This window comes from Streptomyces sp. NPDC089799 (assembly GCF_040684755.1).
Classification (GTDB): domain Bacteria; phylum Actinomycetota; class Actinomycetes; order Streptomycetales; family Streptomycetaceae; genus Streptomyces.
Map to the genome: position 1 here is coordinate 105254 of NZ_JBFBGR010000010.1, position 16099 is coordinate 121352.

Genomic DNA, 16099 nt, shown 5'->3' on the forward strand with positions numbered 1-16099 from the left:
CGTTCCGTTTGCCGGTCGTTCCGTTCCGTTCCGCTACGGGCGCGGCGGCAGCTTCGGGCGCCGCCGGTCCGGTACGTCGCCGTACCCGGGCGGCACCGCGGCCGGGTTCTGCTCCAGCAGCTCCAGCGCCAGGTAGACCGCGTCGTCCAGACCGGCGTGCCGGCCCTCGGCCCAGTCGAGCGGGGTGCGCAGCACCGCCAGGTCCGGCTCCACGCCGTGGTTCTCCACCGACCACCCGTACTCGGGGAACCAGGCCGCGTTCATCGGCACGGTGATCACCGTGCCGTCGCCGAGCGTGTGCCGGCCCGTCATGCCGACCACTCCGCCCCAGGTCCGCTGGCCCACCACCGGTCCCAGGCCCAGCAGTTTGAACGCGGCCGTGATCATGTCCCCGTCGGAGGAGGTGGCCTCGTCGGCCAGCGCGACCACCGGACCCCGGGGCGCGTTGGAGGCGTACGACACCGGCTGGGCGTTGCGGGTGAGGTCCCAGCCCAGGATCTTCCGGGTCAGCTTCTCCACCACCAGTTCGCTGATGTGCCCGCCCGCGTTGCCGCGTACGTCCACGATCAGCGCCGGCCGGGACATCTCGGCCCTCAGATCCCGGTTGAACTGCGCCCAGCCCGACCCGCCCATGTCGGGGATGTGCAGGTAGCCGCACTTGCCGCCGCTGACCTCGCGGACCACCGCGCGGCGCTTGGCCACCCAGTCCTGGTACCGCAGCGGCCGTTCGTCCACCAGCGGCACCACCGCCACCCGGCGGGCCCGGCCCTCTCCTTCGGCCGGCCGGAAGGTGAGCTCGACCGTGGTGGCGCCGGCCGCGGACAGCAGCGGGTACGGGCCGGCCACCGGGTCCACCGGCCGGCCGTCCACATGGGTCAGCACCGCGCCCTCGCGGATGCCGGTGCCGGCCAGCGGAGAGCGGGCCTTGGAGTCGGAGGAGTCGCCGGGCAGGATCCGCTTGACCGTCCACCGGCCGTCCCGCGGCACCAGGTTGACGCCGAGCAGGCCGATCGGCCGCTGGTAGTGCGGCGGTCCCTCGTTGCGGCGGGCCGGGGCGACGTAGGCGTGCGAGGTGCCGAGTTCACCGAGGACTTCGCGCAGCAGGTCGGCGAACTCGTCGGGGGAGGCGACCCGTTCGAGCAGCGGGCGGTACTGCGCGAGCACCGCGTCCCAGTCGATCCCGCACATCTTCGGCTCCCAGAAGAAGGTGCGGATGATCCGCCCGGCCTCCTCGTACGCCTGGCTCCACTCGGCTCCGGGGTCCACCTCGTGCAGGATCCGGCGCAGGTCCAGGTAGACCGTGGAGTCGCCGTCGCCGGACTCGTTGGCGGGGACCGCGCGCAGGTCGCCGTCGTCGTTGAGGACCAGCCGGGTGCCGTCGCCGCTGGCCGCGAACCAGTCCAGCCCGGAGGCCAGTTCGGCCTTGCGGGCCTTGGTGATGTCGAAGTGCTCCAGGGTGGGCTTGCCGGTCATGTCGGCCGGGTTGGCGAAGGTCTCGCCGAGCGCTCCCGAGATGGGCCAGCGCAGCCAGACCAGTCCGCCGCCGTGCACGGGGTGGAGGGAGGAGTACTTGGAGGCGCTCACCGGGAAGGGGGTGACCCGGCTCTCCAGGCCCTCGATCTCCACGGTCACCGTGCCGTCGCCGGTGTCCCCCTCCACCGGGTCGAGCCCGCCGGCGGCCGGCCGGCCCTCGGCGGACAGTGCGAAGGGGGAGGGGGTCGCGGAGGACAGCGGCACCAGGTAGGGGCGGCAGCCGAGGGGGAAGGACAGGTCGCCCGTGTGCACGTCGTACACCGGGTCGAAGCCGCGCCAGGAGAGGAAGGCCAGGTAGCGGCCGTCGCGGGTGAAGACCGGGTTCTCGTCCTCGAACCGGCCGTTGGTGACGTCCACGATGGTCCGGGCGCCGGGGCCGGAGATCCTGGCGATCTTGATCTGCCGCAGGGAGCGACCGATCCCGGGGTGCGACCAGGCCAGCCAGTCCCCGTCGGGGGAGAAGGCCAGGTCGTTCACCGGCCCGTTGATGGACCGGATCAGTTCGGTGACCTCTCCGGCGCGCTCTTCCGCGCCCGAGGGCCCCTCCGCGCCCGAGGGCCCCTCCGCGCCCGAGGGCTCCTCCGAGTCCGAGGGTTCCTCCGTACCGGAAGGGCCGGAAGGGCCGGAAGGACCGGAAGGCTCCTCCGCCTCCGTGTCCGCGTCCGCCTCCGCCTGCACGCCCGTGTTGCCGGCGTCGTCGTCGGGCACGGTGAGCAGCAGCAGGCGACCGTCGTCGGAGGCGATCGCGAGCCGTTCCCCTTCCGGGTCCGATACGAGTTCCAGTACGCGGCCCAGCCGGCCGGAGGCCAGCCGGAGCGGCTCCCGTTCCCCGGACGCCCGGGGCAGGTAGGCGATCTCCACGGCGTCCTCGCCGTCGGCGTCGGTCACGTAGGCGACCTTGCCGCCGGAGCCCAGCGTCTCGGGCAGCCGGATCCGCACCCCGGGGGTGTCGGCGATGGTGCGGGCCGGTCCGTCCCGGTGGGTGAGCCAGTACAGGCTGCCGCGTACGGCGATCGCGCTGGCCCGCCCGGTGGTGTCCACGGCGACGCCGCCCACGTTCCCGGCGGCCGGCACCTGGTAGGTGCGGCGGCCGGTGCGCGGGCCGCCGAGGCGGACCGGGAGCCGGCGCGGCGAGGCGTCCGGGGCGAGGGACTCCACCAGCCAGAGGTCGCCCGCGCACTGGTAGACCACGCGGCGGCCGTCGCTGGAGGCGTGCCGGGCGTAGAACTCGTCGTGGTCGGTGTGCCGCCGCAGATCGGTGCCGTCGGGCAGGCAGGAGTACAGGTTGCCGGTGCCCTCGTGGTCGGAGAGGAACGCGATCCGGCCGGCCACGAACATCGGGGAGTCGAGGTGCCCGCCGAGGTCCTCCAGCAGCCGTTCTCCGTGCAGCCAGAGCCGGCCGGTGGCGCCGCCCCGGTAGCGCTTCCAGGCGGCCGGCTCGTGCGGCGGTTTGCCGGTCAGCAGCAGGGTGTGGCGGGAGACGGTCCCCTCCTCGCCGGTGGGCTCGTCGTGCACCGCGATGTCGGAGACCGGGCCCCACGGCAGCCGGCCGCCGGGGCTGCCGTCGGGCGGCAGGCTGTAGGCCCAGGCGAAGTAGGAGAAGGGCTGGCCGTGCGAGGACACGGCGAGGATGTCGCTGCGGCCGTCCTTGTCGGGCGGGGTCCAGCCGCAGACCCGGGTGTCGGTCGAGCCCCAGTAGGTGAGCCGGCGGACCGGGCCGCCGTCCACCGGGGCGAGGTGGATCTCGGGGTCGAGGCTGCGCCAGGTGGTGAAGGCGATGTGGCGGCCGTCGGGGGAGAACCGGGGGTGGCCCACCCGGGTCCGGTCGACGGTGATCCGCCAGGCCCGGCCCGGGGGTTCGCCCTCCGCGACGAGCGGGGCGACCCACAGGTCGTCCTCGGTGGCGAAGCACAGCAGGTCGTCGTGCAGGTGAGGGAACCGGAGGTACGCGACGTCGTGACTCACCCCCCAATGCTTTCCGCGTCAGGGGGGCCCGGCAACTCGTACTGATGATCCGATCACGTACGTTGGTCCGTGACGGATCCCACTGGGGGCAGCGAAACGAAACTGTTTCGTTCCGCTCTTGTCCGGGGTATCGTCACGGTGTACGAAACGGTTTCGTTCGGCGGGAGGTACGGAGAGTTGGCAAGCCGCATCACCCCCGAGCGTGAGGCCGAACTGCACGGCGCGGTCCTGGACCTGCTCCGTGAAGTCGGTTACGAGGCACTGACGATGGACGCCGTCGCCGCCCGTACCAAGTCCAGCAAGGCCACCCTCTACCGCCAGTGGGGGAGCAAGCCGGAGCTGGTCGCCAAGGCCCTGCGCTGCACGCAGAAGGTGTCCCTGGCGGACATCGACACGGGCAGCATCCGCGGTGACTTCGCGGTGATGATCCAGCACTCCGACGACGACCAGATGGCGAAGGACACGGCACTGATCCGTGGCCTGGGCCATGCGGTTCACGAGAGCCCCGAGCTCCACAAGGCGCTGCGGGAACTGCTCGTCGACCCGGAGATCACCGGGCTGCAGATGATGCTGCAACGGGCCGTCGACCGGGGGGAGATCGCCCCCGACTGTCCGGCCATCGCATTCGTCCCGCACATGCTCATCGGCGCGTTCATCTCCATGCCGCTGATCGAGGACCGACCGGTCGACCGGGAGTTCCTCACCGCGTTCACCGAAGCCGTGGTCATCCCCGCCCTCGGCGCCTGAACCCAGCGGTCCGCAGCACGGCTGCACCCGCTGTTCCCCGCTGTACCGCTGTTCCGCTGTTCCTGACACGCCGCTCTCGTCGTCGGGCCGGCATTCGATGCCCATCCCATCCACGACTCGAACGGGAGAACCACCGACGTGGCCACCTTCCTGTACCGACTCGGCAAGGGCGCCTTCCGGCGCCGCCGCTGGGTCGCGCTGCTCTGGGTGGCGCTGCTGTTCCTCGCCGGCTTCGGCGCGGCCACGGCGTCCACCCCGACCTCCAGCTCCTTCTCCATACCGGGGACCGAGGCCCAGAAGGCCTTCGACCTCCTCGAAGAGCGCTTCCCGGCGCTCGCCGCCGACGGCGCCACCGCCCGTGTGGTGATCAAGGCCCCCAACGGCCAGAAGGTCACCGACCCGGCGGTCAAGGGCCAGGTCCAGAAGATCGTCGGCGACCTGAAGTCCGGCTCGGACCAGATCGCCACGGTCGACGACCCGTACCAGGTGCAGGCCGTCAGTCACGACGGCACCACCGCCTACATCACCACCAAGTACAAGGTCAACTCGATGGAGTTGACGGACGAGACCCGCGACGCGCTCAAGGACAGCGGCAAGGACGCCCAGAAGTCCGGGCTGACGGTGGAGATCGGCGGTGACGCCCTCCAGACCATGCCGGAGAACGGCTCCGGCGAGGCCATCGGCATCATGATCGCCGCGGTGGTCCTGGTCATCACCTTCGGCTCGCTGGTCGCCGCCGGGCTCCCGCTGCTGACCGCCCTGATCGGCGTCGGCATCGGCATCTCCTCGATCACCGCGCTGGCCAACGTGCTGGACCTGGGCACGACCACCGGCACCCTCGCGATGATGATCGGCCTCGCGGTCGGCATCGACTACGCGCTCTTCATCGTCTCCCGCTACCGCGCCGAGCTCGCCGAGGGCCGGGAGAAGGAGGAGGCCGCCGGCCGCGCCGTCGGCACCGCAGGCTCCGCCGTGGTCTTCGCCGGTCTGACCGTGGTCATCGCCCTGGTGGGCCTGGCCGTGGTGAACATCCCGATGCTCACCAAGATGGGCGCGGCGGCCGCCGGCACCGTGGTCATCGCCGTCCTGGTGGCGCTCACCCTGGTCCCGGCCATGATCGGCTTCGCGCAGAAGCGCGTCCTGCCGGCCGGTCAGAAGAGCCGGCTGTTCGGCGGCGGCAAGCCGAGGCCGGAGGGCGCCGAGGAGAAGCCGAACGGCGGCACCCGCTGGGCCCGTTTCGTGCTGCGCCGCCCGCTGGTGGTCCTGCTGCTCGGTGTGATCGGCCTCGGCACCATCGCGCTGCCGGTGGGCAAGCTGGAGATGGGCCTGCCCGACGAGGGCTCCCAGCCGGTCTCCACCACCCAGCGCCGCGCCTACGACATGCTCTCCGAGGGCTTCGGCCCCGGCTTCAACGGCCCGCTGATGCTGGTCGTCGACGGTGACAAGGCCGCCGCCGACAAGGCGGGCGAGCAGGTCAAGGCGCTCAACATGGCCGCGGCGGTGCTCCCGCCCACGCCGAACAAGGAGAAGGACGCCGACACCTGGATCATCACGGTGATCTCCAAGGACCGGCCGTCCTCGGTCGAGACCGAGGACCTGGTCCACAAGATCCGTGCGGCCACGGGCGACGACGTGCTGGTCACCGGCCAGACCGCGATGAACATCGACTTCTCGCAGAAGATGGACGACGCGCTGCTGCCCTACCTCACCCTGGTGGTCGGCCTCGCCTTCCTGCTGCTGATGGTGGTGTTCCGCTCGGTCCTGGTCCCGCTCAAGGCGGCCCTCGGCTTCCTGCTCTCGGTGATCGCCGCCCTCGGCGCGGTCGTCGCGGTCTTCCAGTGGGGCTGGCTGGGCGGTGTCTTCGGGGTCGAGCAGCCCGGTCCGATCATGAGCATGATGCCGATCTTCATGGTGGGCGTGGTGTTCGGTCTGGCCATGGACTACGAGGTCTTCCTGGTCACCCGGATGCGCGAGGCGTACGTCCACGGCGAGCGCCCGGGCCAGGCCGTGGTCACCGGCTTCCAGCACGGCGCGCGGGTGGTCACCGCCGCCGCCGTGATCATGATCGCGGTGTTCTCCGGCTTCATCGGCTCCAGCGAGCAGATGGTCAAGATGATCGGCTTCTCGCTGGCCATCGCCGTCCTGTTCGACGCGTTCATCGTCCGCATGGCGATCGTCCCGGCGGTGCTGGCCCTGCTCGGCCACCGCGCCTGGTGGCTGCCGAAGTGGCTGGACCGGGTGCTGCCCAACGTGGACGTGGAGGGCGAGGGGCTGCGCAAGCACCTGGCCGACCCCGAGGACCACGCGGGCCCGGGCCGGGGCCACGACCAGGACCCGGACCAGGACCGGAAGCTGGTCAACGCCTGACCGGAGCCGGTCGACGCCCGACCGCGCGGTGATACGGAGCGGCCCCGCACCTCGTCCGAGGTGCGGGGCCGCTCTCGTTCCACGCGATCGGGCGCCGTGCGCCTAACGGGTGACGGGCTGGTACGTCCGGCGCAGGAAGCGGCGCAGCACGGCGATGTCGAACTGGACCACGGCCACTCCGTCGGGAGAGTGGAACTCCACGACCGCCTGCACCCTGCCGCACGGCCAGACCCGTACGTCCCCACTGCCCGAGGGGGCCTGCAGCCCGGCCTCCAGCAGTGCCCGGGGGAAGACCCACTCGTTCTCGGTGCCTTCCGGCGAGAGGCCCGCGGGGAACACGATCCGGACGGCGAGGGGCTCGGACGGCGCGAACCTGAGGGCGACCGGAATGGCCCGGTAGAGGGGGTCGTCGGTGATGACCCGGGCGCGCACTCGCTCTTCGACGGCGGTGGTGGTGGTCGCAGACATCGGCCGGCTCCTCGCGTCAGAAGCGGAACAAAGCAGTCCGTATTGCTCTCCAGCCTCGCACATTCCCACGGGAGCGCGCGGCCGGTTTTGTGATGCGCTCGCTATTGCCAATGGTTTGCAGCTGCCTGCATCCTTGAACAGTTAAACAACGTGTGAAGAAGGAAGCGGACACACCATGCATGTACCCGACGGATTCATCGACGCACCCGTATCGGTGGCCGCGGGAGTGGTGGCCGCGGGTGCCGTGGCCGTCAGCCTGCGCGGAGCCCGCCGGGAACTGGACGAGCGCACCGCGCCGCTCGCCGGCCTGGTCGCCGCCTTCATCTTCGCCGTGCAGATGCTGAACTTCCCCGTCGCCGCCGGCACCAGCGGCCACCTGCTCGGCGGCGCGCTCGCCGCGATACTCGTCGGCCCGTACACGGGCGTGCTCTGCATGTCCGTGGTGCTGCTGATGCAGGGCGTCCTCTTCGCGGACGGCGGCCTGACCGCCCTCGGCGTGAACGTCTCCGTCATGGGTGTGGTCACCGTCCTGGTGGCCCACCTGCTCTTCCGCGGCCTGCTGAAGGTGCTGCCGCGCAACCGCGGCTCGGTCACCATCGCCTCCTTCGCCGCCGCCCTCGTCTCCGTCCCGGCCGCGGCCGCCGCCTTCACCGGCATCTACGCCATCGGCGGCACCACCGACGTGGCGGTCGGGAAGGTGCTGACCGCCATGGTCGGCGTCCACGTGCTCATCGGCATCGGCGAGGCCCTGATCACCGCCGCCACCGTCGGCGCCGTGATCGCCGTACGCCCCGACCTGGTCTTCGGCGCCCGCGGCCTGGCCGCCCCGCTCAAGCTCAAGGTGGGCGGCGAACTCGTCGACGCACCGGCCGCCACACCGGCCGCAGCTCCGGCCGGCGCCGGGGCCACCGGGTCCACGGGGTCCGCCGGGCCCTCCCGCAAGCTCTGGGCCACCGGCCTGGTCACCGCCCTCGTCCTGGCCGGCTTCGTCTCCTTCTACGCCTCCGCCAGCCCCGACGGCCTGGAGAAGGTCGCCGCCGACAAGGGCATCGACGCCAAGCTCAAGGCGGACGAGGAGAAGCCCGAGGGAGAGCGCACCTACGAGCACGCCTCCGCCGACTCGCCGCTCGCCGACTACGGCGTCAAGGACGTGGAGAACGCGCGCCTCTCCGGCGGCCTCGCGGGCGTCATCGGCGTCGGCACCACCATCGCCCTCGGCAGCGGAGTGTTCTGGGCCGTCCGCAGCCGCCGCTCCTCTTCCCCCGCCGGCCCGGCGGCCGAAGCCGCCCGGCCGGCGGCCGGCTGACATGGGAGCGGGCCACGCCCACCGGCTCTACCGGCACGGGCACTCACCGGTGCACGCCCTCCCGCCGCACTGCAAGCTCGCCGCGACCTTCGCCTTCGTCCTGGTCGTCGTGTCCACACCGCGCGAGGCGGTGTGGGCCTTCGGCCTGTACGCCGCCCTGATCGCCGGGGTCGCGGCCGTGTCCCGGATCCCGGCGGGCTTCCTGCTGCGCCGACTGCTGATCGAGGTCCCGTTCGTCGCGTTCGCGGTGCTCATGCCGTTCGTCGCCGAAGGCGAGCGGGTCGAGGTCCTCGGCACGTCCCTGTCCGTGTCGGGACTCTGGGGCGCCTGGAACGTGCTCGCCAAGGGCACCCTGGGGGTGGCCGCGTCCGTGCTGCTCGCCTCCACCACCGAACTGCGCGAGCTGCTCCTGGGACTCCAGCGGCTGCGCCTGCCCTCCCTGCTGGTGCAGATCGCCTCGTTCATGATCCGGTACGGGGACGTCATCACCGACGAACTGCGCCGGATGTCCGTCGCGCGGCGCTCGCGCGGCTTCGAGGCGCGCGGGATCCGGCACTGGGGCGTGCTGGCCAAGACCGCCGGGGCCCTGTTCATCCGCTCCTACGAGCGCGGTGAGCGGGTGCACCTGGCCATGGTCAGCCGGGGCTACACCGGCTCGATGCCGGTGATCGACGAGGCGACCGCCAGCCGTACGCAGTGGGCGCACGCCGCGGCGCTCCCGGCGGCGGCACTCGCCGTGTGTGTGATGGGCTGGACACTGTGATGGGCTGGACGCCATGACCTCTGCTGCTGTTCCCTCCGTTCCCTCGCTCGACGTGTCCGGGCTCGCCTTCGCCTACCCCGACGGGCACCAGGCCCTGTTCGGGGTGGACCTGAAGGTCGGCCGGGGCGAGCGGGTGGCCCTGCTCGGCCCGAACGGTGCCGGCAAGACCACCCTCGTCCTGCACCTCAACGGCATCCTCGGCGGCGGCGTCGGCACCGTGACCGTGGCCGGGCTGCCGGTGGAGAAGCGCAACTTCGCCGAGATCCGCCGCCGGGTCGGCATCGTCTTCCAGGACCCCGACGACCAGCTGTTCATGCCCACCGTGCGCGAGGACGTGGCCTTCGGCCCGGCCGCGGCCGGACTGCGCGGCGCGGAGCTGGAGGAGCGGGTCCGGACCGCACTGGACCGGGTCGGCATGGCCGCCTTCGCGGACCGGCCGCCCCACCACCTGTCCTTCGGACAGCGCCGGCGCGTGGCCGTCGCCACCGTGCTGGCCATGGAGCCGGAGATCCTGGTGCTCGACGAGCCCTCCTCCAACCTGGACCCGGCCTCCCGGCGGGAGCTCGCGGAGATCCTGCGCTCCCTGGACGTGACCGTCCTGATGGTCACCCACGACCTGCCCTACGCCCTGGAGCTGTGCCCCCGCTCGGTGATCCTCAGCGAGGGCGTCATCGCGGCCGACGGCGGCACCCAGGAGCTGCTGTGCGACGAGGAACTGATGCGGGCCCACCGGCTGGAACTGCCCTTCGGTTTCGATCCGCGCTCTGTTTCGGTGGCATAACGCGCGTTGCGGTGACATAACGAAGGCGCCGGGGCCGGCATAGCCGCGGAAGCACGGGCGTTGTAGCGGCCGTGGACATCCAGGGTGAGGTGGCGGAGGGCTTCGAGCCCGTCCGTGAAGCGTTCGTACGGAACTTCGAGCTGCTGGGCGACCGGGGCGCGGCGGTCGCCGTGTACCGGGACGGGCGCAAGGTCGTCGACCTGTGGGCCGGCACCAAGGACGCGGACGGGGGCGCCGACGCCGGTGCCCGCGCCGACGGGGCGGCGGACGGTTCGGCGGACGGCTCCGGCGGCGCCGAGCCCTGGGCGGAGGACACCGCGGTGGTCGTGCGCTCCGGCACCAAGGGCGTCGCGGCGGCCGTCCCCCTCCTGCTGCACCAGCGCGGGCTGCTGGACCTGGCCGCGCCGGTGGGCTCGTACTGGCCGGAGTTCAAGGCGGGCGGCAAGGAACGCACCCTGGTCCGCGACCTGCTCGCGCACCGCGCGGGCATACCCGCCCTGGACCGGCCGCTGACCCCCGCGGAGGCCGTCGACCCCGTCTCGGGGGCGCGGGCCGTCGCCGCGCAGCAGGCGTTCTGGGAGCCGGGCAGCGCACACGGCTACCACGCGCAGACCTACAGCTGGCTGCTGTCCGAGCTGGTCCTCCGCGTCACCGGGCGTTCGATCGGCACCTGGCTGGCCGAGGAGATCGCCGAGCCGCTGGGGCTCGACTTCTGGATCGGCGTCCCGGAGGACGAGGCCCACCGGGTGGGCCGGGTGGCGCCGGTGGAGCCGCCCGGGCATGCGGGCTCGCTGCGGACCCGGCCGCGCCGGAACGTCGCCGAGGCGTACGCGGACCCGGCCTCCCTGACCCGGCGGGCCTTCGCGGCGATCGACCCGCTGCCCGACGAGAACGCGCCGGAGTGGCGGTCCGCCGAGCTCCCGGCGTCGGCGGGCATCGGCACGGCACGCGGCCTGGCCCGCTTCTACGCCGCCACCGTCGGCACCGTCGAGGACGGCGGGCGGATCTTCACCCCGGCGGTCACGGCGCTGGCCGGTACGGAGCTCTCCGCCGGGCCGGACCGGGTGCTGGTGGTCAACACCCGTTTCGGCCCCGGCTTCATGCTGCACGGGCCGGCCTCCCCGCTCCTCTCCCCGGCCTCCTTCGGCCACCCGGGCCGCGGCGGCTCCCTGGGCTTCGCCGACCCCGACTCCGGCATCGGCTTCGGCTACGTCACCAACGCCCTGGCCAAGTCGGTCACGGCCGACCCCCGGGCCCAGGCCCTGGTCCGCGCCCTGCGGTCGTCCCTGGACGCGCAGCCGTAGCGGACCCGGCCGGGGCGCTCCCGCGGCGGGGTCAGCCGGCGCGGAGGACCTGGGCGACGAGCGGGCCGGCCGCGTCGGCGCCGTGGCCGCCGCCCTCGACCATCGCCGCGGCCGCCACGTCGTCGCTGTAGCCGGTGAACCAGCTGTCCGGGCTGCCCGCGCCGTCGACCTCCGCGGAGCCGGTCTTGGCGCCCTTGTCCCCGCCGACCCCGGCCATCACCTTCGCCGCGGTCCCGCCCGTCGCCGTCAGCCGCATCATCGAGACCAGCTGCTGCCGGACCGCCGGCTTCATCCGGCGCTCCGCCGTCGCCAGCGTCCGTCCGTCCAGCGCGGCCGGCACGATCACCGGCTGCCGGAAGACACCCGTCTTCGCGGTGGCCGTGATCGAGGCGATGTTCAGCGGGTTCATCTGGACCTCGCCCTGGCCGATGTACGCCGCGGCCGCCGCCGGACCCGAACTCTCCGGCACCGTGCCGTCCCGGGACGGGACGCCCGTCTTCCAGTTGTCCAGGCCGATGCCGAAGACCTCGCGGGCCTCGCGGGGCAGCGCCCCGTCGTCGTCCACCTCGTCGATGTGTCCGATGAAGGCCGTGTTGCAGGACTTCGCGAAGCTGGTGGCGAAGGTCGCGCCGTCGAGGCTGAAGCCGCCCAGATTGCGGAAGGTCCGGCCGTACCAGGTGGCCGTGGGCTTGCACGGCGCCACCTTGTCCGCCGCCACCAGGCCCTTGTCGAGCAGCATCTCGCCCGTCACGATCTTCATGGTGGAGCCGGGCGCCCGGGCCCCCTGCATGGCCGCGTTGAAGCCGTCCTTGCGGTTGTTGGCGACCGCCAGGATGTCCCCGGTGCTCGGCTGGACCGCGACCACCGAGGACTCCGGGTGCTGTGCCACGGCCCGCTCCGCGGCCGCCTGCACCGCCGCGTCCAGCCGGGTCTCGACCTTCCCGGGCTTGCCCGGCGCCAGCGTGAGCAGCGTCCGCTTCGGCGCGTCCGCCACGGCCGGTTCGATCCACAGCTCCGCACCCGGGGTCCCGCCGGCCTTCTCGCCGTAGGTCTTGCGCAGCTGGTCCAGCACCGGTCGCAGCGAGGGGTACTTCTCCGGGTCGAGCTCCTTGCCGCCGCGGTCCACCAGGGTGACCGGGGGCGCCGCCGGGGCGCCCGCCCGCAGCGTCTCGTCCTTCTGCAGCTGCGGGTGGAGCACCGACGGCTGCCAGTCCACCAGGGCCTTGCCGCTGGACGCGCCGCGCACCACCGTCAGCTTCGACTCGTACGAGAGGGGCTTGGTCTGCCCCTCGTACGTGACCTCCGCCTCGACCTTGAACGGCACCGTGGCCTCCGCCGGGGTTCCCGGTGTGATCACCGCCTTGGAGACGTGCGCCCTGGTCCGGAAGCCGATCACGGCCTGCCGTGAGGCCGCCGCGTTGTCCGTCAGGTCGGCGGCGGCCCGCTCGTCCCCGGCGGCCCAGGCGGCCAGGAAGTCCTTGGCGGTCCGCTCGACCTCCTTCGGGGTCGGCGGCCCGGTCTCGACCGCGGCGGACCCGTTTCCGGAGCCCCCGCCGCTCCCCATCTCCGATCCCAGCATCGTGTACACCCCGTAACCGGCCCCGCCGACCATCAGCAGGAAAACCCCGCCGATGACGGCCCCCTTGGCGGCCCCGTTCATGACAGTCCCCTCCCCAGGTGTCACAACTGTCTGAACATGTTCACTTCCTCAGACCCAGGTGTCCAGCCACATTCGGTTGCGCCAGGAGTCCATGGGCAGGGTCTCGCCGGTGTACAGCGGCCAGAAGTAGATGAAGTCTCGCTTTTCGCCGCATGCGCGGCCCCGACCAGCCAAAACTTGACCGATCGGGGCCGGGTGCGACCTACGGGGCCGTCTCGGGGCCGTGATCATGCTCCGTGGGCCCCGGAAACAGCCCGTCCACGGCCTTCCGCGTCCGGCTCTCGCTGCTCGGCATGAGGTGCGTGTACGTGCGGAGCGTGAAGCCCGGGTCGGCGTGCCCGAGGTACTGGCTCAGGGCGCGGATGCTTTCCCCGGCGTCCAGCAGGACCGACGCGTAGAAGTGCCGCAGTGCGTGCATTCCGTGCAGGCGAGCAGAGGCGTACCGCTCGCCCTCCTCGGCCGGCGGGATGATGCCCGCCACGGCCAGTGCGGGCTTCCACATGAAGTCGTTGAAATGGCTGACCCTGACGAAGTCCCCTTCGGAGCCGCTGAACACCAGAGACTTGGTCACGAGGGGGCCCTCTGGCGTCCGCCACGGCAAGGTGACCTTGACTGGCGGGTTCAGCTTCGTGTGGCTGACGAGTGCAGAAGCGACCGACCGGGGCAGCGGCACCGAGCGGGTCTTGCCGCCCTTGGGCAGAGCGAACACGTACTTCCCGCGGATGCGCTTCAGCTGGTGCTGGACGTGGATCCACTCGCTCTCGTAGTCCAACTCATCCTCGGCGAGTCCGAACACCTCGCCCTGCCGGAGCCCGCAACCCGCGGCGATGTCCACGGCCGTTCGCAGATGCTCCGGCAGAGCAGTGCGGACGGCGAGCACCTGAGGGGGAGTCCACGGTGCCACGCGAACCTGCTCAGGCTTGGGAACCTGCACGGACCGGGCCCGGCACGGATTCTTGGGGATCAGGCCGTCATCGACAGCGGCATTGAATGCGGACGAGACGGTGCCGAAGATGATCCGGCGGTGCGAGGCTGCCAAGCCGTTGCGCTCCAACGCGCCCAGCCACGTTCGGATATGGCCCGGCTGGAACGACGGCACGGGGCGGGTTCCGATGTACGGGTAGGCGTGCAGCCTGAGCCGCCGCTCCGCAGCCTCGCGGCTGTTGATCTCCGTGGTGTGCGTGGCCACCCACTTTTCGGCGAACTGGCGGAAGGTGATGCGGCCGGCGCGCGGGTCGACGTATTGACCTCGCGCCATGTCGGCGGCCGTCTCGTTGAGCCACTGCTCGGCAAGCCTCTTCTGCTTGTCTGGGAAGCTCTTTGACTTCTCCGTTCCGTCCGGGCCGATGTACCGGGCGCGGTAGCGCATGCCGGTGCCGTGCCGGTCGGTCTTGACCCGGTGGGCCTTGCCGTCGGGGCCGTTCTCCGTCTTGTACCAGCGGTCTTGGATGTGCCCTGCCACTGAGGAGCCTTCCTGAAAGATGAGGAGAGGGCGGGCCCAGGGTGGGCCCGCCCTCGTGGTGGTGGGGTGTGATCAGGCGGCGGCGCTGATGTCGTCTGCCATCTGTTGGGCGATCCAGTTGAGGACCGCTTGGGGGTGGTAGCGGGTGTGCTTGCCGACGCGGAAGCCGGGCGGACCGGTGCGCTTCTTGCGCCACTGGTAGACGGTTTCGACGGGGACCTTGAAGAGGGTGGCCACGTCGTCCGGGCTGAGGAACTGGGCAGGGAGTGCGTTCAGCGTGATCCCCTCGATTCGCTCGGGGCCCGGAGGGCCCCTCTCAGATGTCCGCTACTGCCGCTACTCCGCTACCGCGCAGGTCAGGGGCGGTGTGTTGGTAGCGGATGGGGTAGCGGTAGCGGATGAGTGCCGCCACCGGCCTGGGTGGGGTGGGGGCCGGTGGCGGGGTGGGGGTAGCGGATCTTTGCCGCTACCTCAGGGGGTTGCCGCTACCTCGGTAGGTGCTCTGACCTGCGAGGTAGCGGCGGTAGCGGAGGTAGCGGACTTTCAGGAACCGGGGGGCGGGCAGTACCTGCTCCAGGCGTCGGCGAGGTCGTCGGCGTAGTAGCCCTTCAGCACGGTCCCGGCGGTCTTGATGTTCCGGGCGACGATCGGCCGGTTGGCGCCGGTCATGTACTCGCGGAGCATCTGGCCGAGTCCGCGGGCGTCCAGGGGCCGGCCGTTCATGTCGCCCCAGGGGGCTTCGTCCAGGGAGCGGAGCTGTTCGAGGACGGCGGCGGTGGGCAGGCGGGGGATGTCGCCGAAGACGTGGTCGCGCAGGTCCGTGAGGAGCCGGATCCCGAGGCTGGCCTTGTCGTCGCTCTCGGCGGCGGTGACCAGCTCCAGGCAGGCGGCGCGGGCGCGGTCGGGCCAGTCGCCGCCGGCGGCGTCGGCGACGGCGAGGAGGGGCTCCCAGACGTCGGCGGGGCGGTCGGTGACCCCGTCGGGCATGACGGGGAAGGCGCCGGTGATGCGGTCGCGGACGTTGTCGGCCCAGGCGGCGAGCCGGTCCCGCAGGGCGTGGCCCTCGGTGGTGTGGAGGCGGGCGCGGAACGGCTCGACCTTCTCGGTACGGGCGCGGCGACGCATGCGGATGACCACGGACCGGGTCAGGATCGTGTCAGGCAGGTTGCCCAATCCGGCGACGGCCAGGGCGCAGTACGAGGGGAAGCCGACGACGGACTGATTGCCGGCGCCGTCGCTGACGCACCGGTAGGTGACGCCGGAGCGGCGGTGCCCGGCGTTGATGAACCCGCGCAGTTCCTCGTTCTCCCCGGCCTTGGGGCCGAAGACGGTGTCGATCTCGTCGAAGAGGATCGTCGGCCGCCCCTCGCCGCCGGACACGGCGCGGAAGAGCGCGGCCGGCGAGGCGTTAACCGCCACCATCGGCGCGGGCACCAGCGTCTCCACGATCTCCAGCGCGCGGGACTTACCCGAGCCAGGCTCCGGCGACAGGAACGCGATCCGCGGCGTGGCGTCGAACGCTTCCAGGAGGTGCGCGTGTGCGTCCCACAAGGCGACCGCCACGTAGGCGGCCTCGCTGGGGAAGACGTTGAACCGCCGGTGGAAGGCCTCCACCGCGTCGAGGAGGGCCGCTCCCTCCGGAGCCTGCTCCGGGGCCTGGGTCTCGGCGGGGGCGGGGTGGATGGTGGTCAGGGTCATGCGGCGGCACTCCTGTCGTCGGCCCGCAGGTGGCAGGCGGTGCGG

General features: G+C 72.0%; 12 protein-coding genes. 6 read left to right on the forward strand and 6 right to left on the reverse strand.

Annotated features, from left to right (window positions below; all coding sequences use genetic code 11):
• Positions 1–33: 33 nt before the first annotated feature.
• Entirely contained in the window at positions 34–3498 is a 3465-nt protein-coding gene (locus tag AB0O36_RS13580; protein ID WP_365108571.1) for a S41 family peptidase, read from the reverse strand.
• Positions 3499–3675: 177 nt separating this feature from the next.
• Between AB0O36_RS13580 and AB0O36_RS13585 the strand changes: the two genes are divergently transcribed.
• Together AB0O36_RS13585 and AB0O36_RS13590 are read left to right on the forward strand one after the other, a co-directional pair.
• On the forward strand, positions 3676–4245 hold the full coding sequence (locus AB0O36_RS13585; protein WP_365108574.1) for a TetR/AcrR family transcriptional regulator: 570 nt from the start codon (positions 3676–3678) through the stop codon (positions 4243–4245).
• A 138-nt stretch (positions 4246–4383) separates the two neighbouring features.
• Positions 4384–6612: an MMPL family transporter gene (locus tag AB0O36_RS13590; RefSeq protein ID WP_365108577.1), complete on the forward strand. Its 2229-nt coding sequence runs from the start codon at positions 4384–4386 to the stop codon at positions 6610–6612.
• A gap of 102 nt (positions 6613–6714) precedes the next feature.
• Here AB0O36_RS13590 and AB0O36_RS13595 read toward each other — a convergent pair whose 3' ends face one another.
• Positions 6715–7080: an SsgA family sporulation/cell division regulator gene (locus AB0O36_RS13595; protein ID WP_365108580.1), complete on the reverse strand. Its 366-nt coding sequence runs from the start codon at positions 7078–7080 to the stop codon at positions 6715–6717.
• Positions 7081–7255: 175 nt separating this feature from the next.
• Here AB0O36_RS13595 and AB0O36_RS13600 point away from each other — a divergent pair, with 175 nt between their 5' ends.
• The 4 genes from AB0O36_RS13600 to AB0O36_RS13615 all read left to right on the forward strand — a co-directional run bounded on the left by AB0O36_RS13600 (position 7256) and on the right by AB0O36_RS13615 (position 11234).
• Positions 7256–8386, forward strand: coding sequence for an energy-coupling factor ABC transporter permease (locus AB0O36_RS13600; RefSeq protein WP_365108582.1), 1131 nt, complete (start codon positions 7256–7258; stop codon positions 8384–8386).
• A 1-nt stretch (position 8387) separates the two neighbouring features.
• Positions 8388–9149: a cobalt ECF transporter T component CbiQ gene (cbiQ, locus tag AB0O36_RS13605; RefSeq protein WP_365108585.1), complete on the forward strand. Its 762-nt coding sequence runs from the start codon at positions 8388–8390 to the stop codon at positions 9147–9149.
• 13 nt (positions 9150–9162) lie between these two features.
• Entirely contained in the window at positions 9163–9930 is a 768-nt protein-coding gene (locus AB0O36_RS13610) for an ABC transporter ATP-binding protein (protein WP_365108587.1), read from the forward strand.
• 71 nt (positions 9931–10001) lie between these two features.
• Entirely contained in the window at positions 10002–11234 is a 1233-nt protein-coding gene (locus AB0O36_RS13615) for a serine hydrolase domain-containing protein (protein WP_365108590.1), read from the forward strand.
• 31 nt (positions 11235–11265) lie between these two features.
• On the opposite strand, the gene AB0O36_RS13620 is transcribed toward AB0O36_RS13615, so the two are convergent.
• From AB0O36_RS13620 to AB0O36_RS13635, 4 genes are all read right to left on the reverse strand, one after another.
• The gene (locus AB0O36_RS13620) at positions 11266–12894 is read right to left on the reverse strand and encodes a penicillin-binding transpeptidase domain-containing protein (protein WP_365108593.1); all 1629 of its coding nucleotides are present in this window, start codon (positions 12892–12894) and stop codon (positions 11266–11268) included.
• Positions 12895–13096: 202 nt separating this feature from the next.
• Positions 13097–14356: a site-specific integrase gene (locus AB0O36_RS13625; protein WP_365108595.1), complete on the reverse strand. Its 1260-nt coding sequence runs from the start codon at positions 14354–14356 to the stop codon at positions 13097–13099.
• A 72-nt stretch (positions 14357–14428) separates the two neighbouring features.
• Positions 14429–14647, reverse strand: coding sequence for a helix-turn-helix domain-containing protein (locus AB0O36_RS13630; protein ID WP_365108952.1), 219 nt, complete (start codon positions 14645–14647; stop codon positions 14429–14431).
• Between the two features lie 252 nt (positions 14648–14899).
• Positions 14900–16054 carry a DUF3631 domain-containing protein gene (locus AB0O36_RS13635; protein ID WP_365108597.1) on the reverse strand — a complete coding sequence of 385 codons (1155 nt, stop codon included), beginning with the start codon at positions 16052–16054 and terminating at the stop codon, positions 14900–14902.
• Between the last annotated feature and the right edge of the window lie 45 nt (positions 16055–16099).